The organism is Meridianimarinicoccus marinus (genome assembly GCF_040689105.1).
Lineage (GTDB): Bacteria > Pseudomonadota > Alphaproteobacteria > Rhodobacterales > Rhodobacteraceae > Meridianimarinicoccus > Meridianimarinicoccus marinus.
The window spans coordinates 1-25658 of the sequence record NZ_JBFBVU010000015.1 but is presented as its reverse complement, the minus strand read 5'-3'; the positions used below and the strand labels follow the sequence as shown (position 1 = coordinate 25658).

The 25658-nt window shown below is 63.1% G+C and carries 23 protein-coding genes; 20 read left to right on the top strand and 3 right to left on the bottom strand.

Features of this window, described 5'->3' with window-relative positions; translation table 11 throughout:
- Window positions 1-52 precede the first annotated feature (52 nt).
- The 3 genes from AB0T83_RS12520 to AB0T83_RS12510 are packed head-to-tail and all read left to right on the top strand — an operon-like array spanning window position 53 to window position 3494.
- Complete coding sequence (locus tag AB0T83_RS12520) at window positions 53-913, top strand: DMT family transporter (RefSeq protein WP_366193472.1); 861 nt, start codon at window positions 53-55, stop codon at window positions 911-913.
- Window positions 914-936: 23 nt separating this feature from the next.
- Window positions 937-2364, top strand: a complete 1428-nt coding sequence (locus AB0T83_RS12515) for a sulfatase-like hydrolase/transferase (RefSeq protein WP_366193471.1) — start codon at window positions 937-939, stop codon at window positions 2362-2364.
- Window positions 2361-3494, top strand: coding sequence for a mandelate racemase/muconate lactonizing enzyme family protein (locus AB0T83_RS12510; protein ID WP_366193470.1), 1134 nt, complete (start codon window positions 2361-2363; stop codon window positions 3492-3494). The genes AB0T83_RS12515 and AB0T83_RS12510 overlap by 4 nt, the downstream gene beginning before the upstream one ends.
- A gap of 88 nt (window positions 3495-3582) precedes the next feature.
- Here the strand turns inward: AB0T83_RS12510 and AB0T83_RS12505 are convergent, their stop codons facing one another.
- The gene (locus tag AB0T83_RS12505; protein ID WP_366193469.1) at window positions 3583-4236 is read right to left on the bottom strand and encodes a GntR family transcriptional regulator; all 654 of its coding nucleotides are present in this window, start codon (window positions 4234-4236) and stop codon (window positions 3583-3585) included.
- Between the two features lie 146 nt (window positions 4237-4382).
- Between AB0T83_RS12505 and AB0T83_RS12500 the strand changes: the two genes are divergently transcribed.
- The 5 genes from AB0T83_RS12500 to AB0T83_RS12480 all read left to right on the top strand — a co-directional run bounded on the left by AB0T83_RS12500 (window position 4383) and on the right by AB0T83_RS12480 (window position 9467).
- On the top strand, window positions 4383-5162 hold the full coding sequence (locus AB0T83_RS12500) for an HpcH/HpaI aldolase family protein (RefSeq protein WP_366193468.1): 780 nt from the start codon (window positions 4383-4385) through the stop codon (window positions 5160-5162).
- 102 nt (window positions 5163-5264) lie between these two features.
- Window positions 5265-6698, top strand: a complete 1434-nt coding sequence (locus tag AB0T83_RS12495; protein ID WP_366193467.1) for an NAD-dependent succinate-semialdehyde dehydrogenase — start codon at window positions 5265-5267, stop codon at window positions 6696-6698.
- A 38-nt stretch (window positions 6699-6736) separates the two neighbouring features.
- The gene (locus tag AB0T83_RS12490) at window positions 6737-7906 is read left to right on the top strand and encodes a mandelate racemase/muconate lactonizing enzyme family protein (RefSeq protein WP_366193546.1); all 1170 of its coding nucleotides are present in this window, start codon (window positions 6737-6739) and stop codon (window positions 7904-7906) included.
- A 5-nt stretch (window positions 7907-7911) separates the two neighbouring features.
- Entirely contained in the window at window positions 7912-8808 is an 897-nt protein-coding gene (locus AB0T83_RS12485) for a 2-dehydro-3-deoxygalactonokinase (RefSeq protein ID WP_366193466.1), read from the top strand.
- Between the two features lie 17 nt (window positions 8809-8825).
- Entirely contained in the window at window positions 8826-9467 is a 642-nt protein-coding gene (locus tag AB0T83_RS12480) for a 2-dehydro-3-deoxy-6-phosphogalactonate aldolase (protein ID WP_366193465.1), read from the top strand.
- A gap of 40 nt (window positions 9468-9507) precedes the next feature.
- On the opposite strand, the gene AB0T83_RS12475 is transcribed toward AB0T83_RS12480, so the two are convergent.
- Window positions 9508-11037 (bottom strand): sulfatase family protein, encoded by a 1530-nt coding sequence (locus AB0T83_RS12475; RefSeq protein ID WP_366193464.1) that lies wholly within the window; start codon window positions 11035-11037, stop codon window positions 9508-9510.
- A 127-nt stretch (window positions 11038-11164) separates the two neighbouring features.
- Between AB0T83_RS12475 and AB0T83_RS12470 the strand changes: the two genes are divergently transcribed.
- From AB0T83_RS12470 to AB0T83_RS12450, 5 genes are all read left to right on the top strand, one after another.
- Window positions 11165-12388 carry an ABC transporter substrate-binding protein gene (locus AB0T83_RS12470; protein ID WP_366193463.1) on the top strand — a complete coding sequence of 408 codons (1224 nt, stop codon included), beginning with the start codon at window positions 11165-11167 and terminating at the stop codon, window positions 12386-12388.
- A gap of 64 nt (window positions 12389-12452) precedes the next feature.
- The gene (locus tag AB0T83_RS12465) at window positions 12453-13322 is read left to right on the top strand and encodes a carbohydrate ABC transporter permease (RefSeq protein ID WP_366193462.1); all 870 of its coding nucleotides are present in this window, start codon (window positions 12453-12455) and stop codon (window positions 13320-13322) included.
- Window positions 13319-14200: a carbohydrate ABC transporter permease gene (locus tag AB0T83_RS12460; RefSeq protein ID WP_366193461.1), complete on the top strand. Its 882-nt coding sequence runs from the start codon at window positions 13319-13321 to the stop codon at window positions 14198-14200. The genes AB0T83_RS12465 and AB0T83_RS12460 overlap by 4 nt, the downstream gene beginning before the upstream one ends.
- Window positions 14197-14955, top strand: a complete 759-nt coding sequence (locus tag AB0T83_RS12455; protein ID WP_366193460.1) for an SDR family NAD(P)-dependent oxidoreductase — start codon at window positions 14197-14199, stop codon at window positions 14953-14955. Before AB0T83_RS12460 ends, AB0T83_RS12455 begins: the two co-directional genes overlap by 4 nt.
- A 1-nt stretch (window position 14956) precedes the next feature.
- Entirely contained in the window at window positions 14957-16042 is a 1086-nt protein-coding gene (locus AB0T83_RS12450) for an ABC transporter ATP-binding protein (RefSeq protein WP_366193459.1), read from the top strand.
- Between the two features lie 48 nt (window positions 16043-16090).
- Here AB0T83_RS12450 and AB0T83_RS12445 read toward each other — a convergent pair whose 3' ends face one another.
- Window positions 16091-16942 (bottom strand): SMP-30/gluconolactonase/LRE family protein, encoded by an 852-nt coding sequence (locus AB0T83_RS12445; RefSeq protein ID WP_366193458.1) that lies wholly within the window; start codon window positions 16940-16942, stop codon window positions 16091-16093.
- A 97-nt stretch (window positions 16943-17039) separates the two neighbouring features.
- Between AB0T83_RS12445 and AB0T83_RS12440 the strand changes: the two genes are divergently transcribed.
- From AB0T83_RS12440 to AB0T83_RS12410, 7 genes are all read left to right on the top strand, one after another.
- Complete coding sequence (locus AB0T83_RS12440) at window positions 17040-17747, top strand: GntR family transcriptional regulator (protein ID WP_366193457.1); 708 nt, start codon at window positions 17040-17042, stop codon at window positions 17745-17747.
- 335 nt (window positions 17748-18082) lie between these two features.
- Window positions 18083-19306: a mandelate racemase/muconate lactonizing enzyme family protein gene (locus AB0T83_RS12435; RefSeq protein ID WP_366193456.1), complete on the top strand. Its 1224-nt coding sequence runs from the start codon at window positions 18083-18085 to the stop codon at window positions 19304-19306.
- Between the two features lie 77 nt (window positions 19307-19383).
- Window positions 19384-21276, top strand: a complete 1893-nt coding sequence (locus tag AB0T83_RS12430; RefSeq protein WP_366193455.1) for an ABC transporter substrate-binding protein — start codon at window positions 19384-19386, stop codon at window positions 21274-21276.
- Window positions 21277-21376: 100 nt separating this feature from the next.
- On the top strand, window positions 21377-22360 hold the full coding sequence (locus AB0T83_RS12425; RefSeq protein WP_366193454.1) for an ABC transporter permease: 984 nt from the start codon (window positions 21377-21379) through the stop codon (window positions 22358-22360).
- Window positions 22357-23511, top strand: a complete 1155-nt coding sequence (locus AB0T83_RS12420) for an ABC transporter permease (protein WP_366193453.1) — start codon at window positions 22357-22359, stop codon at window positions 23509-23511. The genes AB0T83_RS12425 and AB0T83_RS12420 overlap by 4 nt, the downstream gene beginning before the upstream one ends.
- Window positions 23501-24511, top strand: a complete 1011-nt coding sequence (locus AB0T83_RS12415; protein ID WP_366193452.1) for an ABC transporter ATP-binding protein — start codon at window positions 23501-23503, stop codon at window positions 24509-24511. The genes AB0T83_RS12420 and AB0T83_RS12415 overlap by 11 nt, the downstream gene beginning before the upstream one ends.
- Entirely contained in the window at window positions 24504-25472 is a 969-nt protein-coding gene (locus AB0T83_RS12410) for an ABC transporter ATP-binding protein (RefSeq protein ID WP_366193451.1), read from the top strand. Before AB0T83_RS12415 ends, AB0T83_RS12410 begins: the two co-directional genes overlap by 8 nt.
- Window positions 25473-25658 lie beyond the last annotated feature (186 nt).

The following is a 25658-nucleotide window of genomic DNA, read 5'->3' as shown; positions in this document are numbered from 1 at the left end:
CCATACAGCGCCGGGTGCCGCGTCCATCGCCCCCGAAGCCGCGTCACGGTCGATGCTTGCGGGCATGGGGCTGGTGGCGCTGGCCGGTTGCATCCTGGCCACGCAGGATGCGGCCATCAAGGAAATGACAGCGCGCCATTCGCCGATGCAGATCGCCTTCGTGCGCTATGGCTGGCACGCGCTGTTCATCGCGATCTTTCTTCGGGCAGCGGGCCGGCAGGAGGTCTATCGCACCCGGCGCCTGCCGCTGCATCTGGCGCGGGCTGCACTGTTGCTGACCGCTTCGCTCTCCATGTTCGTGGCCATCGCTCATATCCCGCTGTCGCAGGCGACAGTAATCCAGTTTCTCAGCCCGCTGGTGGTGACGCTGCTGTCGGTCCTGTTTTTGGGAGAGCGCATCGGCTGGCGTCGTACGACCGCGTTGTGCCTTGGCTTCTGCGGCGTGCTTGTGGTCATTGGCCCCGCGCGCGACGGTGCTGGCGGGCCGTCCCTGGTCTGGCTCCTGCCGCTGCTGTCGGCCTGCGGCTCGGCGGGCTATGTGCTGATGACCCGCCGCTTGTCGTCGCCCGACGAAGCCGCGCCCTCGATGGCGCTGATGCCGGTGATCTGTTTCCTGGCCCTGCTGCCCGTGCAGCCGTTTTTCTGGAGCCCGGTCACGCTGGCCGACATGGGGATCCTCGCCGGTCTGGGCCTGACCGGAACCCTGGCCCATGTGGCCATTCAACTGGGAATGCAGGCCGCCCCGGCGTCGATCCTGTCGCCCTTCCTGTACAGCCAGGTGATCGTCGCCAGCTTGTGGGGTGTCGTCTTCTTCGGCGACCCGATGAGCGCCGGCTTTGTCCTGGGCACCTTTCTGATCGTCGGCGGGGGGCTTGCGATCTGGTGGATCGAACGCCCCCGCCCGACCCCGTGACACGCAAACCAGAGAGTTTCAGAATGACTGCCAAGAACATTGTCCTTTTCATCACCGATCAATGGCGCTGGGACACCCTCAACCAGCCGGGCCATCCCTGCAAGCTGCCCAATCTTCAGGCCTTTCGCGCAGAGGCGACCAATCACGTCAACGCCTTCACCTCGGTGCCGTTGTGCACCCCGGCGCGCGGCAGTCTGTTCACCGGGAAATGGCCGCATCAGACCGGCACGATGGACAATGTTCAGGGCTCGTCCTTCTATCCGCACGGCAAGCTGCACCCCAGCCACAAGACCTATATGGAGCGTCTGCAAGAGGCCGGCTACGAGGTGTCCTTCATTGGCAAATGGCATCTTGGGGCAGGCACGCTGATAGAGCGCGGCATCGACGCCCCGCTGAGCGATGGTGGCGATCTGGCGCTGATCCCGGCCGATGACCTGGAGTTCGCAACACCGCGCAAGACGCCCTTCTACGGCACGATCACCCAAGGCACCCATATGGATGAAAAGCGGGTGATGGCGGGGATCGAGCGGCTGGAAAGCCTGTCGGACACGGGCAAGCCGTTCTGCCTGATCGTTTCGCTTCCGGGGCCGCATTTTCCGCACCATGTGCCCGAGGACTGGGTGCGGATGTACGACGATCTGCCCGACGACTACATGCCTGACAATTTCATCCCGCAGTTCACTGAAGTGGGCAAGCCAAAGGCCCAGGGTGCACCCTACTGGCCGTGCCAGGATACCCGCGGGCTTGATCAGCAGGACTGGCGCCGCACCGCGCAGCACTATTTTGGCTTCTGTTCGTTCATCGACGACCTTTTCGGCCAGTTCCGTCGCAAGATGACCGCGCTGGGGCTGGACGACAGCACCAACCTGGCCTTCACCGCCGATCATGGCGAGATGCTGGGCGCGCATGGCTGGTTCGACAAGGGGCCGTTCTTCTATGAGGAAGTGATGCGCATTCCGATGCTGATCCGCGAAGCCGGACAGGGCGCGGCGATGGTCAACGAAGGATTTGTCAACTTCCGCGATCTGTTTCCGACCCTGCTGGCCGAAAGCGAAGCCGCCGGGATCCTCACGCTGGAAGAGACCGCGCGCAGTTTCGATGCCACAGCCGAGGATCACGCGGTCTATGGCTATGACGCTTACCAGGGGCGCCAGTTCAAGTTTCGCGGCATCCGCGAGCACCGCTACAAATATGCCTGGAGCCCGCATGACATCGAAGAGTTCTACGATCTGGAGACCGACCCGCAGGAGCGGGTGAACCGGGCAAGGGATCCGGCACTTGCAGATGAAAAGGCGCGGCTGAAAACGCGCCTCTTCGATTGGATGAAGGCCGAAAACGATGCGCTGGCCTTCGGCGGCTACCAGTTGCCGGTCGGCAGCTATATCGACGGTCGCCCGGCGCATGAACAGCACGATCACCAGCAACATCTCAATCCGGCATTGAAACAATGAAGATCACCGAAATCAGGACCTACATGCAGCGTGTCGACGATCGCCCGAGGGTGCTTGTCGCCATCAGGACCGACGCTGGCATCACCGGCTGGGGCGAGACCTATGCCCATGGCCCTGAGCGTGCGGTGGCCCCGATCCTTGACTATTTCGCCACGCATCTGCTGGGTGAGGATCCGCGCCGGGTGACCTTCCTGCACGAGAAACTCATGCATGTCGCCCGGTTTCCGCCGGGCGCACTGGGGCTGGCCGCGTTTTCCGCCGTTGATCACGCGCTCTGGGACATCGCGGCCAAGGCACTTGGCGTGCCGGTCTACCAGATGCTCGGCGGCCACATGCGGGACCGGGTGCGGGTCTATTGCACCGCCATCGGCGCGCCGGACAATGGCGTCGAGGTGCTGTCGGATCTGCACGCGGAATTCGGCTTCACGGCCTTCAAGCTCTCGCCCTATCGCAAGCACCCGTTCGAGCATCGCTGGGGCGAGGTTTGCGAGGCGACGGCGGATTATTTCCGCCAGTTGCGCGAGGGGCTTCCGGCGCATTTCGAGATCGCCTTTGACGCCCATTCGGTGCTGATGGAGGGGATCGACGCGGTGCGGCTGGCCCGTGCCATCGAGCCCTACGACCCGTTCTTTCTGGAAGAGCCGCTGCGGCCCGAGCATATGCCCGCCTGGACCCAGATGAAGGCAAAGCTGAACATCCCGCTGGCCACGGGCGAGGCGCTTTACAACCGCCACCAGTTCCTGGCGCTGCTGAACGCCGGCGGGGCGGATATCGTGCAGCCGGACATTGCCGTGGTCGGCGGGCTGACCGAGATGCGCCGAATTGCCGAGGTGGCCGATGCCCATTCGGTGCCGGTGGCGCCGCACAACCCGATGGGGCCGCTGGCCACCGCGCATAATGTGCATTTCTCTGCCGCCTGCACCAACTTCAAGATCCTCGAATACAAGGTGCACCGGGACGTGCCGTGGATCGCCGATCCCTATGTCCCGGTTGATGGCTATCTTGAGCTCCGGCCCGACCGGCCGGGCTGGGGAGTCGAGATCATCGAAGAGGCCTTGCAGACCGATGAATATTCCCATTGGTCCCGGCCCCTGATGCGCAAGCCGGACGGGGCGACGAGCTATGCGTAGGGATCCGACTTCGGGTACGTGGCCGTCATCTCCAGGGCGGGGCTTGGCGTTTCAGGTTCCTGGGAGGATCGTTGCGGCGCCGTTCGGCTTACGCCTTCATCGCCTTGACCGCCGCCACCGTCGTCAGTTCGATGTGGCGGGCGGTGAGGGTGCAGGTTTCCGCCACATCCCGCGCGATGGCCGCCGCGTAGATCGCCGCGTGTTCGGCGGGCGTGTCGCGTTCGCTGGTCCCAAGGCTGCGCGACAGGTGGCGATAGCGTTCGTGGTGGGCATAGATCTGGTCGCGCAGGTCCAGCAGCCATTTCGACGGCGTGGCCGAGACCAGTGCGTCATGAAACGCCCGGTTGCGGGCCTCGATTTCCTGTGGGCTGGTTTTACGATCCTCTGCCAGCCGCAAACTGTGATAGGCGGCGACAAGCTGTGCCTCCCAGGCATCGTCGCCCCGGCTCAGACTGTCGCGCAGCGCCTCGCTTTCCAGCAGGATGCGCACCCGGCCCAGATCCTCGACCTCGGCAGCCGAGACGCTGCGGACATAGAAGCCGCGGTTGGACTTTTGCACCACCGCCCGCTCGCCGATCAGCCGCGACAGGGCTTCGCGCAGCGGCGCGGCGCCAAAGCCGAACTGCGCGCGCAATTCGGCGATCTTGAGCTTGCGACCCGGCGCCAGGTCGCCAATGACAATGGCCTGCCGAAGTGTCAGAAAGGCGCTTTCAGCGTCGGTGACAAAGGTTTGTTGGTCCATGAAGCGACTGTTGTATCCGGCATTTTCGATTGCTCCTGTGTAGGGCCACAGCCGGCACAATCCAAGCCCAGGGGCACCCGGCCCGTCCGTGTTTTCACAGACAATCCCGATTTCGGACCAATGACCTACAGAAAGCCGACACGCCCATGAACATTTCCGAGAACAGGTTTACCCGCGCCCTGGCAAGAGGCGACCAGCAGATCGGTCTTTGGATCAGCCTGTGCAGCAATTTCGCCGCCGAAGTCGTGGCCTCTGCCGGCTTCGACTGGGCGCTGATCGACATGGAGCACAGCCACAACGACTATGCCAGCGTGCTAGGCCAGCTTCAGGCGTTTGCCGCCTATGACACGGTGCCGATTGTGCGCGTCGAATGGAACGACGCGGTGACGGTCAAGCGCCTTCTGGACCTTGGCGCGCCGGGGCTTCTGTTCCCGATGATCCAGACGGTCGAGGAGGCCGAACGGGCCGTCGCCGCCACCCGCTATCCGCCGCACGGCATCCGTGGGGTATCCAGCCTGACACGGGCCACCAAATTCGGACGCGTCGCTGACTACACAAGGCGGGTAAAAGACGAAACCGCCGTCCTGCTGCAGGTCGAGACCCAGGCCGCCATGGCGCGGGCCGAGGAGATTGCCGCTGTCGAGGGCGTCACGGGGTTATTCTTCGGCCCGGCAGACATTGCCGCCGACATGGGGATGCTCGGCCAACCCACCGCCCGCGAGGTCTGGGACCGCATCCGCCCGGTGGCCCGGCGGGTCATGGCGATGGGTGTGCCGGTTGGTACGCTGGTCTCCGATCCGGCGCTGGCGGCGGAGCTTCTGGACGAGGGGTTCGCTTTCGTCGCCTGCGGCACCGACACCGGCCTTCTGGCACGCGGCAGCGATGCCCTGCTGGCGGATGTCCGACGGTGGCGAAAGCCCCACTGAGACCAGAGGTGTCGTAATTGCCCGACCGCCGCTTTGGTCTCGACTCCCGCCTCGGCAGTTGATAAACATATTATGAATGTACTTTAGGCCGGGGAGGCACGCATGGCCCTGCACAAGAAGATGTATATCGGCGGCGAACTGGTCGAGGGGCAGGCCCGACTCGACGTGGTGAACCCGGCGACCGAAACCCGCGTGGCCACGGTGGCCGCCGCTGGGGAAGCCGATGTGGACAAGGCCCTGAAGGCGGCGCAGGCTGCGGTCCCCGGCTGGACCGCCACACCGGTTGTCGAGCGACAGCGCTGGATGCTGAAACTGCGCGATGCGGTGATCGCCAACGAAGAGATGCTGCGGGACTGCATCCATCAGGAGATGGGCAAACCCTGGGGCGGTACCCAGGAAGATTTCGACCTGCTGGAACGGTCGCTGAAATTCTACGCCGAGGAAATCCAGCGCGTCCATGACGAGACCCTGCGCGACCTCGACGGCACCCATGAGCACCGCATCGTCTACGAACCGTTGGGCGTCGCGGTGGCCTATCTGGCGTGGAACTTCCCGTTGCTGAACCTTGCCTACAAGCTCGCCCCGGCAATGGCTGCTGGATGCCCGATCATCCTGAGGCCCTCTGCCGCAACGCCGGTGTCGGCCTATGCTGTGGGAGAGCTTTGCCAACAGATCGGACTGCCGGCGGGAGTGGTCAATATCCTGACGACCGATGGCTACGGTCCGTCGGACGCGCTGGCGGCCTCAACTATCCCCAATCTGATCACGCTGATCGGCTCGACCAACACCGGCAAGCATCTGATGAAGGTGGGCGCGACATCGATCAAGAAGTTCTCGATGGAGCTGGGCGGCAATGCCCCGGTGCTGGTCTACAGGGACGCCGATCTGGACCTTGCTGCGGACATTGTCACCACCGTCAAGTTCAACAACGCGGGGCAGATCTGTGTGACCCCGAACCGCGTCTTTGTCGAGCGCGCGGTTTACGATGCCTTCCGCGACAAGGTGGTGGCGCGGGCCAGGGCGGTCAACGTGGGGTTCGACAGGGAGGCCGACATCCTGACCGGCCCGATGATCGACGGCCGCGCCTGGGGCCGGGTCAAGGGGATGATTGACGATGCGGTCGCCAGGGGTGCGGGGGTTCTGGCCGGCGGCGACCGTCCCGAGGGGCTGGACAAGGGGCATTTTCTTGCGCCCACGGTGCTGGACCATGTCACGCCCGAGATGGAGATCTACCGAAACGAAATTTTCGGCCCCGTCGTCAGCCTGATCCCCTTCGATGATCGCGAGGCAGTGGTTGAGCGCGCCAATGACGGCGAAGAAGGTGGACTCTCGTCCTATATATTTACCGCCGATCTGGCGCTGGCCGACCGGGTCGCCCGACGGCTGCGCTATGGTGAGGTGCAGATCAACGGCGTCAAATACGACATCTACCTGCCGCATGGCGGCATCGGGCAATCTGGCATCGGTCACGACTGCTCGCGCCTGGCCCTGAACGACTATCTTGTCGTCAAGCGTATCAGCCGGGGGCTGACCTGATGGAGCACGTCATGGAACTTGAACCGATCGCCAACACCCTGAAAATCACCAAGATCACCAGCCACGTCCTGCAATGCGACATGCCCGAGGAACTGGGCTATTCGCAGCAGTATTACGCCAAGCGCACCGCCCATATCGTCGAGGTCGAGACCGATCAGGGGATCACTGGCTGGGGCGAATGTTTCGGCCCCGGCAATGTGGCGCTGGCCAACAAGGCGATCGTGGAAAAGGTGATCCAGCCGCTGGTGCTGGGAATGGACCCGATTGATCGCGACGTGATCTGGCACAAGGTCTACAATCTGCTGCGCGACCACGGCCAGAAGGGCATGCCGCTGCAATCCCTGTCCGGGGTCGATATCGCGCTGTGGGATATTGCCGGCAAGGTGACGGGGCAGCCGATTCACAAGCTGATCGGCGGCGCGCATCGCAGCCACGTGCGGTCCTACGGCTATGGCATGATGCTGAAGCGCGAGAGCACCGAGGATCACGTGGCACGCTTCGTTGATGAGGCGGCCGCAATCCGGGACATGGGGTTTGCCGCCACCAAGATGAAGATCGGCCTTGGCGCCAAGGCTGACGTGAAGCTGGCCGCTGCGGTGCGGCGCGGTGTCGGGGATGATTTCGACTTCATGGCCGACGCCAACCATGCCTACACCACCTCGGATGCGTTCTATGTGGGGCGCGCGCTGGACGAGTTGGGCGCCTATTGGTTCGAGGAACCGATCGCGCCCGAGGATCTGGATGGTTACCGCGAGCTGCGCGCCGGGCTGAAGGTCAACATCTCGGGCGGCGAGGCCGAGTTCAACCGCTGGGGTTGGCGCGCACTGCTGGAAAGCCGGGGACTGGACATTGCCCAGCCCGAGGTTTGCGCCCTTGGCGGTATCACCGAATACCTGCGGGTGCTGGCCCTGTGCCATGCGCATTTCACCCCGGTTTTCAATCACGTCTGGGGCTCGGCCATCGCAGTGGCCACCAACCTGCAATTGCTGGCCGCCATGCCGCCGATGCCCGGCGGGCTGTTCCCGCGCGAGCCGTGGCTGGAATTCGACACCACCGAGAACCGCTTTCGCGACCATCTTCTGGCCGAACCGCTGGACATTCAGGGACAGGTCAAGCGCAACGACGGGCTGATCGCCATTCCGACGGGGCCGGGGCTGGGGGTGGAGCCGGACCGCGCCTTCATCAAGGCCCATGAGATCGAGGCGTAACCCCGATGATCCGGTATGTTGGGGTTGATTGGGGCACGTCGAGCTTCCGCCTGTGGGTCATCGACGCCGATGGACAGGTTCTGAGTGAACGCAAAGGCAGCGAGGGCATGTCGACGCTGACCGCTACGCAATTCGGCCCTGTGCTTGAGGCCCATCTGGCGGCGCTGGATGTGGGGACAGATGTGCCGGTGGTGATCTGCGGCATGGCCGGCGCACGGACCGGCTGGCGGGAAGCGCGTTACCTCGACCTGCCGCTGCCGCTTGACAGGCTGGCCGAATCCGCCATCCGGGTGCCGCACGACAGCCGGGACATCCGCATCCTTCCGGGGGTGGCCCAGCGGGCCGCTTCGGCGCCGGACGTGATGCGCGGTGAAGAAACCATGCTGCTGGGCGCGGTTCGTCAGTTCGGCGTCGATGGTACGGTCTGCATGCCGGGGACCCATTCCAAATGGGCGGTGATCGAAAAGGGCGTCCTGGCTCGGTTCGAGACCGCGATGACCGGTGAGATCTTCGCGCTTCTGTCGCGTCAGTCGACCCTGTCGCATTTCGTCGATGCGGCCAAATTCGACGGCGAGGCCTTCGACGGCGGGGTTCGGGCGGCACTGACGCATCCGGAGTCCCTGCTGCGCGACTTGTTTCACCTGCGCGCCGGCCCGCTTCTGGACCTGATGGAGGGGGCCGAGGTCGCGTCGCGCCTGTCCGGTCTGCTCATCGGACTGGAAATCGCCGGTGCGCAAGCAAAGGCAGGGGACAGCGTGACGCTGATCGCCTCGGGCGTCCTTGCTGACCGATATATGCGGGCACTGGACGGTACTGGGTGCCTTGTCCGGCGACTGGACGCCGATGACGCCGTATGCGCCGGGCTGTCCGCTTCGGCGGCGGCCCTTTGGCCAACACCCTGAAACATGGAGAGGACTGTATGACAGTTGCCGAACTCTGGTCCGAAATGGACATCAAGCTGATCGCCATCCTGCGCGGGATCACCCCGGATGAGACGCCCGAGGTTGTCCGCGGACTGCTCGACGTCGGGCTGCGCGCCATCGAGATCCCGCTGAATTCGCCGGACCCGATCACTTCGATCGGTCGGGCGGCGGAAACGGCGAAATCCTATGGGCCCAGCCTGATCGGGGCCGGGACGGTTCTGGCACCGGAACAGGTCGCCCAGGTGCAGGGGGCGGGCGGCAACCTGATCGTTTCGCCGGATGTGAACGAAGATGTCGTCAGCGCCACGGTTCAGGCCGGCATGGCCAGCTTTCCCGGTGTCTTCACCGCCACCGAGGCGCATCGCGCGATCCGGCTTGGAGCGACGGGGCTGAAGTTCTTTCCCGCCTCGCTGATCGGTCCGGACGGCATTACGGCCATCCGCGCCACGCTGCCACCGTCGGTGCAGATCTGCGTGGTCGGCGGGGTCGGCCCTGCAAATTTCGCGGCGTACCGGGCCAGCGGGGTGCACGGTTTCGGGCTGGGCACCAGTCTATACCGCCCCGGCGACAGCGCGACCCTTGTCGCCGGACGTGCCCGCGAAACGATAGACTCTTTTCGCACCGCCTATCAAAATTAAGACAATGCCGCCGCAGATCGCGCCGGCATTGTCTGTCCTGTCAGTGCCAGCCGACTCGTGGCGCCACCGGGATCATGTCGTCCGGGCGCGACCGGATCATGTCCAGGTGTTCGGCGCGGATGTGGCGATAGGCCGGATCGTCGAACCGGTTGACCATCTCGTCGGGGTCTTCGTGCAGGTCGTAAAGCTCGCCCGTGTCCGTACGCAGATCGGTCGACATCCGGTAGCGCGCGCTGCGCACCGTCATCAGATCCATGTCCACCGCCGACCGCAGGCTGTCGACTTCGTATTCCGACAGAGCGAAATCGCGGCTGTCGGTGCCATCCCAAAGACCGCGCCACGACTGCCCATGCCCCTCGGGCGCGGCAATTCCTGCCATATCGGCAGCCGTGGCCAGCACGTCGACCGTGCCCACCGGATCGTCGATCACCCGGCCCGACGGCACCTCGGGCCCCTGGATCAGGCAGGGCACCCGCAGCAGCCCGTCATAAAGCATCGGCCCTTTCAGCAGCAGCCCGTGATCGCCCAGCCATTCGCCGTGATCGCTGATGAAGATCACATAGGTGTTGTCCAGCTCGCCCGCCTGGCGCAGGGCGTCCAGAATGCGGCCGACCTGATGATCGACGGAAGAGATCATGCCGAAATAGATCCGCGTGATGTCGCGCAATGCCGCTTCGGTAAGATCGCCCTTCTGCCCCCAGTCGATGCCCCCGGCATTGTGCTCGGCCCCCTGTTTGATCGGCTTGGCGCGGTCCTCGACAAAGGCCTTGTGCCACCACGGGCGCTTTTCAAGATCCAGCCGGGGATGCGGTGCAATGGTGACCTCGTCGGGCGCATACATGTCGCACCAGGGCTGCGGCGACAGGAACGGCGGGTGCGGATCGGGGAACGAGACCCAGGCCATCAGCGGCTTTTCACCCTTGGCCTCGATCATCTCGACCGCGCGGTCGCCGATCCAGGGCGAGGAATGCCATTTTTCGTCCAGCCCGGACCGCCAGGCCTGGAAATGAGCGGTGTCGGGCGCCAGCCGCTCCTTCGCCCGGTCCCAGCGGTCCCGCCCACGGCCGTCCTGATCGAGCCAGTATTCATAGTGCAGTGCTTCGGGCGGATCGTACCACTGCGTGTGGTGATGCGGGCGCAGCATCATGTTGATGTTGTCGAAACCCATGTAGGCGCCCGACCAGTCGGGCGAGAAATCCTTGGCGCTCTTGTAGCATTCGGGCCGCCCGGTGGGCTCGAACGTTTGCTGGCTGGACAGATGCGCCTTGCCGATGAAATGGGTGTCATAGCCGGCGCGGCCAAAGGTTCCACCCAGACCGGCCTGGCCCAGGGCTTCGTCCAGATCGCGGCCGTTGTCGCGCACGCCGTGGCTGTAGGGCAGCTTGCCGGTCAGGATCGAGGCCCGCGCCGCCTGACACATGGGATGCGGGGTGATGCATTTGGAGAACCGCACGCCATTGGCGCCGATGCTGTCGATATGCGGCGTGCGCACGCCACGACCTTCTGGCCCGATGCAATCGCCACGCTGCTGATCGGTCGAAATCAGGATGATGTTGGGTTTCTTGCGCATTCGGAGCCCCTTGTTCTGTTTGGATTCGCAGACGTCAAAGACCTTATTACTATGCCGGGCAGATGCAGGATGTACAATAAGAAAAGAATAATGTACGATTATTGCAGAAGAGAGGAGCATCCTGAAAATGATTCGAAGCCTTACCGCTGCAACCACCATCGCCCTACTGCTGGCATCGACCGCCGCCGCGCAAACCACGCTCGACGTCGTCGCCTGGAAGGGGAACGAGGCCGAGCCCGCTGGCCTGCCCGAGCTGATCGAGAAGTTCGAGGCCCAGAATCCCGACATCAAGGTTGAACTGACGTTCGTCGCCCGCAAGGACGTCGACAAGGTCATCCCGCCGCGCCTTCAGGGCGGCAACCCACCGGATGTGACCATGGTCGACAGCGCGCTGGTCGATCTCTGGGGTGGGGCGGGTTTCCTGACCGACCTGGGGACGGACAGCCCGTGGTATGATCGGATGATCCCCGCCGTCCGCGAGGTGATGACCTCGGACGGCGAGATCCGCGTCTACCCGCTCGAAGTGATCGGCATGGGCAATTTCGTCAACATGGACCTGCTGGCCAAGGCGGGTATCGATACGGCGCCGGTGACGATCGACGAGTTGAAAGCGGCCTGTCAGGCATTGTCCGCCGAAGGCATCGCGCCGATGATCTTTGCCGGTGGTTTCCCGGCCATGCTCTTTGTGGGGGCCAACGGTATTGATCCCGATGGTATCTCGCCGTCGGAGTATGGCTTGGGGGAGCGCAGCTTCGTCGGGGACGAGAACTTCAACGCCGCACTGGACGGTGTCCGCGATCTGGTAGCGGCGGATTGTTTCGACCCCAAGCTTCAGGCCGGTCTGGACCCCTGGGCCACGGCGCCGCAGGAATTCCGCTCGGGCAATGTCGCTATCCTGCCGCAGGGCGCGTGGAACATCGGCAATTTCTCGTCCGTCGAGGGTCTGAATTTCCAGTTTGCGCCGATGCCGTCGCTGCACACCGAACATGGTCTTGCCCTGGATCTTGTCGGGCCCGGCTGGGCGATCCCGCGTGACGCGGAAAACCTTGAAGCCGCCCGCAAATGGGTCGACTTCTTTGCCGACGAGGAGAACCTGAGTGTCTTCCTCACTGCAGAGGGGGCCTACAGCCCCTATACGGGCGGTGTTTCGACGATGCCGGACCTTGCCGCGCCCTACACCGAAGCGCGTGACGCGGGCAGCCTGATCCTTTGGCCATTCTCGACGCTGGAATTCCCCAAGCCGCTGCAAACGGAATGGGAAGACAGCATCACCGGCTTCCTGCTGAACATCGACGAGCCCAACGAGAAAACGCTGCAGCGTTGGGACGATACCGTGGAAGACAACCTGTAATACCGCGCGGCCCGGCACCTTGTCGCCGGGTCCTGCCATGCACGACCAATCAACGGGGGAAACCATGCGCGCGAGACATTCACTTTACTGGTTCACGCTACCGGCGTTGCTGGTGATCGGGCTGTTCTTCATTCATCCGATCATCCTGACCTTCGACATGAGCCTGACCAATTTCAAGGGCATCGGCGAGGCCAAGGATGTCGGCTGGAGCAACTACGAGCGCATCTTCAGCCGGGATCGCTACCTGCAAGAGATCTGGCTGACCCTCTGGTACACGGTGGTGGTGGTTTCGGCGCTGACCGTCACCGGCCTGTTCTTCGCCGCGATGCTGCACCGCCTGCCGCTGATCCGCAACTTCAGCCGCGCCGCCCTGTACACCCCCGCGATGATGTCCTTCGTCGTTGTCGGCTATGTCTGGCAGTTTCTCTATTCGCCGCTGAACGGCGGCATCAACGTGGCGCTCCGGGATCTGGGCCTGGGCGCATTTGAGCAGAACTGGCTGGGCGATCCGGCGCTGGCGCTTTATTCGGTGGCCTTCACGCAAATCTGGATGTTCACCGGCTTCACCTGCGCCATCTTCCTGGCCGGTTTCGCCGGCATCCCGGAAGAGATCGGCGAGGCGGGCCGGCTGGAGGGCGCGACCTCCTGGCAGCGGTTCCGCTATCTTGAATTGCCGCTGCTGGGACCGTCGATCACCGTTTCGGTGATGCTGACCACCATCGGCACGCTGAAGACCTTCGAGTTGCCCTTCATCCTGACCAAGGGCGGGCCGGATGGCGCAACGCGGCTGCTGTCCATCGACATTATCGACAACCTGTTCGGCCAGTACAAATTCGGCTTCGCCAGCGCGCTGTCGATCGTGATGCTGCTGATCGTGCTGGGTGTCGCCTTCCTTCAGAACAAGGTCCTGCGTGACCGGGAGAACGCATCATGAGCCTCTCAGACGCACACCCCGCCACCCGCGCGCGCGCGGGCTTCGACTGGGATCTGATCCGGCGCCGGGGCAAGTCCATCCTCGTGCACGGCATCGTGCTGGGCCTTGTGGCCATCATGCTGCTGCCGCTGGTCTACATGGTGATGATGTCGTTCAAGACCTCGACCGAGATCGCGCAGGATCCGCTGGGGCTGCCGGACAGCCTGTACTGGGGCAACTACATGCAGGCGCTGGCCTCGATGGGCTATGTCCGTTCGGTGCTGAACTCCATGGGCATTACCATCTCGGTGATCGTGGTGGTGGTTTTTGCCGGTGCCATGGCGGCCTATCCGCTGGCCAGATTGGAGAACCGGATCAGCCGGGTGATCGTCATGGTCATGGCGCTGGGGCTGGCGACGCCGAACTTCGTCACCATCACCCCGATCTACGTGATCTTCCGCGACCTGGGGCTGCTGGACAGCTATCTGGGCATCGTGCTGGCCTTTGCCGCGCTGAAGCTGCCGCTGGCGGTGTTCTTCTACACCAGCTTCATCGCCGCGATCCCGATCGAGCTGGAAGAGGCCGCGCGGCTCGACAATTGCAACAACTGGCAGATCTTCTGGCATGTGATCCGGCCGCTGCTGGCGCCGGTGACGGCCACGCTGTCGCTGTTCGTGATGATCATGGTGTGGAACGACTTCATCTATCCGCTGCTGCTTCTGACCGACAAGGACAAGCTGACGGTGATGATTGCGGTCTACAAGTTCGTGGGCAATACCGGCATCGACCCGACCAAACTTTTTCCGGCCGCGGTTCTGGGATCGCTGCCGCTGCTGCTGATGTTCGCGGTGTTCCAGCGCAAGATCATGGCCGGTGCGACGGCGGGAGCAGTGAAATGAGGCTGGACGGACGTCATGTGATCGTCACCGGGGCCGGGGCAGGGATCGGGCTGGGCATCGCCCGCGCCTGCCGCGCGGCGGGGGCCGAGGTGACCGGCTTCGACAAGCAGATCGACGGCGCGGCCAAGCTGGACCAGATCGGCGCGCGCTTCGTGCAGGTCGATGTCACCGACCTCGACGCTTTCGAGATGGCCATCGCCGAGGCCCACGGCCGCGCCGGACGGCTAGACGGCATGGTCAACAACGCCGGCGTCACCATCAAGGTGCCGTTTCTGGAAATGACGCGGGACCAGATGGAGACCCTCTGGACGGTCAACCAGCGGTCGGTTCTGGTGGGCTGCCAGGCGGCGGGGCGGATCATGGCCGACGCCGGGGGCGGTGCCATCGTCAACCTGTCCTCGGTCCATGCCCGCGCCACCAACCCCGGCCACGAAGGCTATGCGGGCACCAAGGCCGCAATCGCGGCGATGACTCGCGCCATGGCCTGGTCGTTGGGGCCGCACGGCATCCGCGTCAATGCGATCTGCCCGGCGATGACCCGGACCGAGATTGTCGATGCGGCCATGCAGGATCCGGACAAGGAATCGCTGTTCCGATCGTGGACGGCCGATGGGGCGGTAACAACGGTGGACGAAATCGGCGCGCTGGCGGTGTTCCTGCTGTCTGACGCCGGATCAGCCTTGAACGGGTCCGAGGTGGTGGCCGACCGGGCGATGTCGGCGCTGCTGGACGTCTTTGATGTAAGGAGGAAGTGAGATGGCCGAACTGGCGCTCAACAATGCGATCAAGCGCTATGGCGCGACGCAGGTCATTCACGGAGTGGACCTGCAGGTCGATGATGGCGATTTTTGTGTCTTCGTGGGGCCCTCGGGCTGTGGCAAGTCGACCTTGCTGCGGATGATCGCCGGGCTTGAGGAAACCTCGGACGGGCGCATGACCATTGGTGGTCGCGACGTGACCCATGCCGACCCGGCCAAACGCGGCGTGGCCATGGTGTTCCAGACCTACGCGCTTTATCCGCACATGACGGTGCGCGAGAACATGAGCTTTGGTCTGAAGATCGGCGGCTCTGAGAAGGCAGAGATCGACCGCAAGGTCGCCGAGGCCGCTCGGATCCTGAAGCTCGACGCCTATATGGATCGCAAGCCCAAGGCGTTGTCCGGCGGGCAACGCCAGCGGGTGGCGATCGGTCGGGCCATCGTGCGCCAGCCGGATGTCTTTCTGTTCGACGAGCCGCTGTCGAATCTCGATGCCGAGTTGCGCGTCGAGATGCGGGTCGAGATCGCGAAGCTGCACAAGCAGCTGGGCGCAACCATGGTCTATGTGACCCATGACCAGGTCGAAGCGATGACCATGGCTGACAAGATCGTCGTGCTGCGCGATGGCCGCATCGAGCAGGCAGGTGCACCGGTGAAACTCTACGAGGATCCGGACAATGTGTTCGTCGCGGGCTTCATCGGCTCGCCGCGGATGAACTTCTTTGACGGCACGGTGACTCGGGTCGAGGCGGGCACGGCGCATGTCTCGCTGCCAAGGCTGAACGGGGTCGAAGTGCCGGTGGCATTGTCCCAGGTGCCGCATCAGGGGCAGGCCGTGAAACTTGGTCTGCGGCCCGAGCATTTCGAACCGGAAGGCGCGATCCGAGCGGCGCTGAAAATCGACGTGATCGAGAACCTTGGCGGGGTCTCCTATGCCTATTCGACCAGCGACGGCGACGCGCATCCGGTCATTGTCGAGATGCGCGGCAAGTCTCGTCCCGGCGAGGGCGGGCAGATGACCATCGGGTTCGATCCAGCCTCGGTACTGGCGTTCGATGGCGACAGCGGTCTGCGCATCCGCTGATAGCGTAATGCGGGCCCCCGTCGCGATATGCGGCGGGGGCGTCATTGTTCACGGCATCGTGGCCATGGGGGGCAGCAGGCCGGGAACATCCATCTCGACGGCAAACAGACCGCCCGCCAGCGGGTTGGCGGCTTTTTCGGCCTCGGTCATGCTGAATGTGCCAGTGGTGATATAGAGTGTTGTCAGCTCTACCCCGCCAAAACAGCAATTGGTGACAATCTCGCAGGGCAGGTCGATCTGGGCCACGATCTCGCCATCCGGCCGCATTCCCAGCACGCGGCCCCGGTCGCAGATCGCCACCCAGAGCGTGCCCTCGGCATCGACGGTCAGCCCGTCGGGCTTGCCGGTGGTGTCGTCAAACCGACGCAAGACGCGCCATGCGCCAGCCTCGAACACATGCAGAACCCCCGGCACGCTGTCGACGAAATAGAGCCGCGTGCCGTCCGGGCTCCAGCCCAGCCCGTTGGAAATCGTGGTGCCGCGCATCATTGCCTGCGGTCCAGTCTGGCCGTAACGGTAAAGCGCCCCAGTCGGCCCTTTGGCGCCTTCCGACATTGTGCCCACCCAAAGCGCCCCGTCCGGCCCGGCGATCATGTCGTTCAAGCGGTTGCCGGGGATCTCTGGCTCCGGGTCATGCAGAATGTCGATCTTGCCGGTTTCAGGGTCCACCACGCCCAGCCCGCGCACCGTGGCGATCAGCAACTGCCCGTCATGACGCAGTGCCAGCGCGCTTATCAGGCAGGGCAGGAGCGTGCGGGTTGTGGCGCCCGTTTCAGGATCGAACCCGTGCAGGGCCTCGCCCGATATATCGACCCACCACAGACGCCCGCGCCCGGCATCCCACAACAGCCCTTCACCACAGCCGGCTTTGGCAGCATCAACGCAACGAGGCGTATCCATATCGTTCTCCACTGGAAATAATGTATGATATAGTATAAATGATGGGCGGAAGAACGGAAAGTCTTGACGCTTCCAATTCTCATGTGAACGGTTCGGTATGAGCAACAACGGTCCCATCGCCCTCGCGGCAGACAAGGATGCCGAGGCGTCCTCCACATCAATCTATGATGCCATCCGCCATGACATCCTGTCGGGGGCGTTGGAGGCCAACGAACGGTTGAAAATCTCGGCACTGGCCAAGCAGCACAACACCTCGACCAATCCGGTGCGCGAAGCGTTGCAGCAATTGCGCGGCGAGGGGTTGGTGCTGTTCACCCCGAACCAGGGCGCGAGGGTCCGGCCCATCGACATGGACTTCGTCCGCGACGTGGCCGAGGTGGGGTATCAGCTGGAACCCTATTTGCTGAAGCTCTTCGTCGAGACCGCCAGCGCCGAAGACATTGCTGAACTGGAGCGCATCCAAGATGAGATTGAGGCCCTGAACTTCAAGGACAAGGCGCGCCACACGGACCTGAACCACGCCTTCCATGAAACCATGTACGAACGGCACTACAACCGCGTTGCGTTTGGGGTCTGGAAACAGCACCGCGAAATTCTCGGCTCGATCAGCACGCGGATCCCCATTGCCATTGGCCGTCAGGAAGCGATTCTGCGGGAACACCGGGCGCTGATCGACGCGATCAAGGCGCAGGACGTGGACCGCGCGGTCAAGGTACTGAACCAGCATATCGGCGATGCCGGGCGTCATGTCGTCGATCAGCTTCGCATCGAGCAGACCCGAGCCTCTCGGCATCGCAGTGCATGATCCGGCCCTTTAGGCCGCTCTTCCCTTCAGTCCAGCGGCCCATGGGTCCGCGGAACCGGTTCGCTTTCTTCCGATAGTTTGGATGGCTCCCTGGTGGGCCGTCACGTCAAGCAGCTGTGGCACGCCGAGGCTTCTGGCCGGTGTGGCCGCGCAGCTTTGCCATGTTCGGCGGTAAGCTGCAGAAAAGTCAGAGAAATTACGTCGGAGTTTTGGGTGTGCATCGTTGTGTTTGGCCGTGCGCCCAGCCATATCAAACATGAAACCAAATAAATAATGTACGAAAATAGAATATCATGTACTGTGGTGGGGAGACGATTCTAGTTGGAGGTGCCGTCGTGCCCGCAAGCCCATCAAGTGCCCTTGCCGAACCGGCCTATGTTCAGCCCATGGTGCGCGTGTCGCCCGACGTGGCGATCGCCGCGATCGAGGCCATCCCCGCGCGGGTCGGTGGTCGCAATCAACTGCTGATCCGGGTCGAGACGGGCGACGGGCTGATCGGTTGGGGCGAGTCCGGGCTGTCATCGCGCGAAGCCGCGGTGGCGGCGGTGGTTCGGGACTTCGCAGGTTTCCTTGTCGGCAAGGATTCCCGCCAGATCGGCCGCATCTGGCAGCAGACCTATCGCAGCCAGTATTTCGAAGGCGGGCGCGTGCTTACGGCGGCAATCTCGGCCATCGACATCGCGCTGCACGATCTTCTGGGCAAGCGGCTTGGCGTGCCGGTGTACCAGCTTCTGGGCGGAAAACAGCGCGACGTGGTGCCGACTTTCGCCAGTTTCCTTGCCACCTCGATCGAGCAGTCCCTGCAGGACACCAAGACACTGGTCGCGGGTGGATGGGACTGCGTGCGCATCTATCCCGATGGATTCGACGGCAACACGGTGTTCGATCCGCGGGCCTCGCTCGGGCGTACGGTCGAAACGCTGGCCGCCCTGCGCGAGACCTTCGGGCGCGACCTGTGCCTCGGGATCGATCTGCATCACCGCTATTCACCGGCCGAGATTGCCAGCTTCTGCAACATGCTGCCGCCCGGCACGCTGGATTTTCTGGAAGAACCGATCCGTTCGGAAAGCCCCGAAGCCTATGCCAACTTGCGCAAAGTGACGGACATTCCATTCGCGGTCGGCGAGGAATTTGCCTCGAAATGGCAGGCCGCGCCGTTCCTTGAGCAGGGGCTCACGCAATACATGCGGCTGGATATCTGCAACATCGGCGGTTTCACCGAAGCCATGAAGATCGCCGGCTGGAGCGAACGCCACTACGTCGATCTGATGCCACACAATCCGCTGGGGCCGATCTGCACCGCCGCCAGCGTTCACATGTCCGCTGCCGTTCCGAATTTTTCCTGGCTGGAGACCCGGCAATCACCGGTTGAAAGTCTTGGGTTTCATGACCCGGCACTGTTCCCGGTTCAGGTCGAGCTTGACGGGCCGGTCTACCGCGTCCCGGACGCGCCCGGACTGGGCGTCGAGGTGAACGAACAGGCGATCCGGGCCAGCAAGCCCGAACATGTGGAATGCCCGCATCTCACCAAGCCGGACGGATCCGTCACCAACTGGTGAGCTTCACGAAAACAGAGGAGGACAAGAACATGGGTCCATTGAAAGTTACACGGCAAGCGCTCTTGGGAGGAGTTGCCATGCTGGGGATCTTGGCAATGACGGCGACGTCTGGCATCGCCAATGAATACGGTCAGGCGCCGATGTTCGACCCGTTGGTCGCATCCGGCGCACTGCCGCCGCTGGAAGAGCGTCTGCCGAAAAACCCGCTGGTGTTCGAAACGGTCGACGAGATCGGCGAATACGGCGGCACCTTGCGCCGCGCCATCCTTGGCGGTGGCGATCAGCACAACATCGTGCGGGTGATCGGCCATGAGAACCTTGTCCGCTGGAGCGTGGACTGGACCGAGATCATGCCCAATATCGCCGAAGGCTGGGAGGTGTCCGACGACGCGACCACCTTCACCTTCAAACTGCGCGACGGGATGCGCTGGTCCGATGGGGCGCCGTTTACGGCCGATGACATCATGTTCTGGTACGAGGTCTTTTCCGATCCGAGGTTGACGCCCAGCAAACACCCGATCTACGTCGGCCCAGAAGGCCCGGTCACCGTCACCAAGATCGATGACACCACGGTCGAGTTCAAGTTCGCCTCGCCCAACGGGTTGTTCATTCCGAACCTGGCCTATGGTTTTGGCTACTATCCGGTGAACTACCCGAAACATTACCTGACCCAGTTCCATGCAGACTATAACCCGGACGGCATTCAGGCGCTGATCGATGCGGAACCCGCCGCCGAAGACTGGATTTCCCTGTTCACGCTGAAAGCCGGCCACATGCACACGCCCGCGTTCTGGCAGAACCCGGACCGGCCGACGCTGCACCCGTGGAAGCTGAAGAATGCCTATGGCGCTTCCGACCGGCTGGTGGCCGAGCGCAACCCCTATTTCTGGAAGGTGGACGCCGACGGCAACCAGTTGCCCTATTTCGACGCCATCACCTGGGATCAGGTCGAAGACCCCGAAACGATCCTGCTCAAGGCCTTCAACGGCGAGATTGACTATATGAACCGCCATCTGGGCCGCCCCGCCAACCGGGCGATCCTGACCGACAATGCCGAGCGCGGAAAATACCGGTTCTTCGACACAAACGATCTGCCCTCGAACGGGGCGATCCTGATGCTGAACCTGAACAACCCCGATCCGGTCAAAGCCGAGGTGGTCAACAACAAAGATTTCCGCATCGGGTTGAGCCATGCGGTCAACCGGCAAGAGATCATCGACCTGATCTATCTGGGCTCCGGGCGGCCGATGCAGACCTCGCCGCAGCCGGTTTCGCCGCTGTACAATGAAAAGATGGCGACGCAATTCACCGCGTTCGACCCCGATCTGGCGAATGAATACCTGGACAAGGTCCTTCCCGAAAAAGACGACGACGGCTATCGCCTTGGTCCCGATGGTGAACGGTTCTCGCTTGTCTTCATGGTGGCCGATGTGTTCGGCGCGCAGTTTCCCGACGTGATGGAGCTTGTGTCGATCTACGCCGCCGATGTGGGGCTGGATTTCCAGATCCGCATGAGCGACCGCGCCCGCCTTCAGGAACTGGCTTCCTCGGCGCAGCATGACGCCTATATCTGGAACTGCGCTGGCGGCCAGTCCGACGCCTATACCTCGCCCGAGTGTTACCTGCCCTTCGGTACGGCGGTCTACTGGGCGCCGGACTGGGCCAAATGGGGCGTTGACCCGGCCACCGGAGTCGAGCCGCCGCAAAGCATCAAGGCGCTGTTCGATCAATACGACGAGGTCAAGGCCGCGCCGGATGCCGAGTCCCGCAAGGCCGCAATGGAGGCGCTTCTGGAGCTTTCCACGGAGCAGTTCCTGACGATCGGCCTTGTGCAAAGCGACCCCGCGTTCGGCGTGGCGCGCAACAACGTTCGCAACGTGCCCGATCCGCTGCCGATCTCGGGTCAACTCTGGTACCCGTCTCCCTACGTCAGCCAGATGTTCTACGAAGGCGGCAAGGCCCTGCCATAGGCCTGCCTGCAGGCCGGTCCGGGCCTTCCTCCCTGCCCGGACCGGCCGCAAATCATCGCCCTCGGGCGCATGCATCCCCCCTTCGACAGAAAGTTCCAAGATGCTAGGCTTCATCTATCGTCGGCTGCTCTACATGATCCCTACGGTCGTGTTGGTGTCGGTCGTCACCTTCCTGATCATCCAATTACCGCCCGGTGACTACCTAGACACGCTAGCCGCCGAACTGTCCGACAGCGGCGGTCTTGATGCCGGCACGATGGAGGCCCTGCGCGAACGCTACGGGTTGGGCCAGCCGTTCTTCGTTCAGTACTGGAAATGGATTTCCGGCATCGTCCTGCATGGTGATTTCGGCCTGTCCTTTGAGAAGAACCTGCCCGTGGGCGATCTGATCTGGGACCGGCTGGGCTGGACCTTCGCGATCTCGCTGCTGACGCTTCTGTTCATCTGGGCCGTGGCCCTGCCCATCGGCATCTATTCGGCGGTGCGAAAGTATTCATTCGGCGACTACGCCGCGACCTTCTTCGGCTTCATCGGGTTGGCGGTGCCCAACTTCCTGCTGGCGCTGGTGATGATGTATGTGGCGTTCAAGTACTTCGGCCAGTCGGTCGGTGGACTTGTCAGCCCGGAATACCTTGACCAGCCCTGGAACTGGGACAAGCTGGTCAATCTGCTGCAACACATCTGGATGCCGATATTCGTGGTCGGCACCTCGGGCGCGGCGGCCCTTATCCGCATCATGCGCGCCAACCTGCTGGACGAGTTGTATCGGCCTTATGTGGTGACCGCGCGGGCCAAGGGCATGTCCGAGTTTCAGCTTCTGCTGCGCTATCCGGTGCGGGTGGCGCTGAACCCTTTCATTTCCACCATCGGATGGATCCTGCCGACGCTGGTGTCGGGGGAAATCATCGTCGCCGTGGTGATGAACTTGCCGACCACCGGCCCGATGCTGCTGCGCGCGCTGCTGGTGCAGGACATGTACCTGGCCGGGTCGCTTATTCTGATCGTCAGCCTGCTGACGGTGCTGGGCACATTGATTTCAGACCTGCTGCTGGCGTGGATCGACCCGAGGATCAGATACCAATGACCGATCAGACAATACAATTGGGCAATGGCGGAATGCAGCCCGACGACACTGGGGCCATGCCCGATCTGCTGGGCCCGCGGGCGTTGATGTGGCGCAAGTTCCGCCGTCACCGTGTCGCCTATCTGAGCCTTTGGGTCGTGGTCTTCATCTATGCGATGGCGCTTTTCGGAGAGTTTCTGGCCACGACGGACATTCAGCAAACCAACCGCCGTGCGCCTTTTGCCCCGCCCATGAGCATTCACATGTTTGTCGAAGGTGAGGATGGATCGCGGCAGTTGCTGCTGCATGCCAAGGGTCTGAAACTGACCCTGGACCCCGTCGAACGGCGCCGTACCTTCGCAGAGGATCCCGACAAGGTCATCCCGCTGGGCTTCTTCGTTAAAGGTTTCGACTATCACTTGCTGGGCGTGATCCCGATGGACCGGCATTTCTTCGGTCCGGTGAACCCAAAGGACCGCGTCTATTTCTGGGGCGCCGACCGTCTGGGACGCGACATCTTCAGCCGCATCGTCATGGGCACGCGGGTTTCGATGTCCATCGGCCTTGTCGGGGTGGCCATGTCGCTGGTGATCGGGGTCTCGTTGGGCGGGCTTTCGGGCTACTACGGCGGCTGGGTGGACAATGCGATCCAGCGGTTGATCGAATTCCTGCGCTCGATCCCCACCATCCCGCTGTGGATGGGACTGGCCGCCGCGATCCCCCTGGACTGGCCGCCGCTGCGCACTTATTTCGTGGTGACCATCATCGTATCGATGATCGGATGGACCAGTCTGGCGCGCGAAGTGAGGGGCAAGTTCCTGTCGCTTCGGGGGGAGGATTTCATCACCGCCGCGCGGCTGGACGGGTTGAGCGACTGGCAGGTGATCCGCCTGCACATGGTGCCCAGCTTTTCCAGCCACATCATCGCCTCGCTGACATTGGCGGTGCCGTTGATGATCTTGGCCGAAACCTCGCTGTCCTTCCTCGGCATCGGGTTGCAGCCGCCCACCGTGTCCTGGGGGACGCTGCTGAAAGAGGCGCAGAACATCCGCACCATCATTCAGGCACCCTGGCTTCTGATCGCACCGGGATCGGTGATCGTCTTGGCCGTGCTGGCGCTCAACTTTCTAGGGGACGGACTTCGCGATGCCGCAGACCCACATGCCCACTGAACCGCTTGTCGAGATCCGCAATCTGCGCACCCACTTCTTCACCGATGACGGCGTGGTCAAGGCTGTCGAAGGGGTCGATCTGGATATCTTTGCCAACCGAACCTTGTGCATTCTGGGAGAGTCCGGTTGCGGCAAGTCGATCATGGCGCGGTCGATCCTGCGGATCGTGGATGCGCCCGGCAAGATTGTCGACGGCTCGATCATTTATCACAATGCCACCGGTCAAAGCGTCGATCTGGCCCGCGCGCGCAACGGCTCGCGGCAATTGCGCGACATTCGCGGTCAGGACATCGCGATGATCTTTCAGGAACCGATGTCCTCGCTCGGGCCGATCCAGAAGATCGGGCGCCAGATCACCGAAACCATTCTGCTGCACCGCAAGGTGACAAAGGCCGAGGCCAAGGAGATAGCCATCGACCTGCTGGACCGCGTCGGCATTCCGCAGCCCGCGCGCCGGTTCGACTCCTATCCGTTCGAACTGTCCGGCGGCATGCGGCAGAGGGCGATGATTGCCATGGCCCTATCGTGCCAGCCGCGTCTGCTGATCGCCGATGAGCCGACAACGGCGCTGGACGTCACGACACAGGCGCAGATCCTCGACCTGATCGCCGAGTTGAAGGAAGAACTGCAGATGGGGGTCATGCTCATCACCCACGATCTGGGTGTCGTAGCCGAGGTCGCCGGAGATGTTGCCGTGATGTACATGGGCAAGGTGGTGGAAAAGGGCGATGTCTTCTCGATCTTCGAAGCCCCCCAGCATCCCTACACCCGCGCGCTTCTGGAATCCGTGCCCCGCATGGGGGGTGGGCGGCGTGACAGGCTTCCCGCCATTCGCGGCATGGTTCCGCATCCGCTGGCGCGGCCGTCGGGCTGCACCTTCCGCACGCGGTGCGATCACGCCATGGCCGGGATCTGCGACCGGAGCGAGCCGGTGTTGACGCCTGCAGGCGAAACGCAAGCGGCCTGCTTTCTGCACATTACGGAGATGACCGATGACTGAGACCCTGATGCAGGTCCGTGACCTTGGTATGCATTTCGGGGGCGGGTCAAAAGCGGCCCATCCCGTGCGGGCGGTAGATCGAGTCTCGTTCGACGTCCTTCGGGGCGAAAGCTTCGGTATTGTCGGCGAAAGCGGGTCTGGAAAGACCACGCTGGGGCGTTGCCTGATGCAGATCCTCAAACCCTCTGCAGGATCGGTGAAATTCAACGGCAAGCGGCATTCCGGCGTCGAGCTGACCAAGATCGACGCGAAGGCCTTGCGCGACATCTGGCGGGACATTCGCATGGTGTTTCAGGATCCGCAGTCCTCGCTCAACCCGCGCCTGCGGGTGATCGACCTGATCGGCCAAAGCCTGCAACAGGCCGAAGGCTTGAAGGGGCAGGTGTTGGCAGAGCGCGTTTCCGAGCTGCTCTTGCAGGTCGGGCTGCGCCCCGAGTTCCTGATGCGCTATCCCAACGCCTTTTCCGGGGGGCAGCGCCAGCGGCTGGGGATCGCCCGCGCCCTGGCCACACAGCCCGAGCTGATCATCGCGGATGAGGCGGTCTCGGCCCTGGATGTGTCTATTCAGGCGCAAACGCTGAACTTGTTGATGGACTTGCAGGCGGATTTCGATCTGACCTACGTGTTTATCGCGCATGACCTTGCCGTTGTGGAACATTTCTGCGACCGGATCGCGGTGATGTATCGCGGGCGGATTGTTGAACTGGCACGGACGCAAACCCTGTTCGCGACGCCCCGCCACCCCTATACCCGCGCGCTGCTGGCCTCTGTCCCGATCCCGGACCCAAGGGCGCGCAAGTCGCGCGGGAAGTCGAAGCCGACCGAGGCGACCCCCAACCCCGAAGGCTGCCAGTTCGCACCCCGCTGCCCGCACGCAACGGAGCTGTGCCACAACACTCGGCCCACGCCCCGTGCCATCGGTGGCGCGGATGTCCTGTGCCATTTTGCCGGAGAGATTTGATGATGGGTTGCCCAACAGGGCCACGCGTACAAACCCCATTCCCGAGCATCCGACACCTACGCAATGAGGGTGGAAGGGCGCCAAAACGCTCGCGTCTTCGGCGCCGACTTGCGGATCAGTTGTCCTGCTCCAGCCGGTCCACCATTTCGCCAAAGCCGCGCGCCTTGGCGTGTTGCAGCGGGGTGA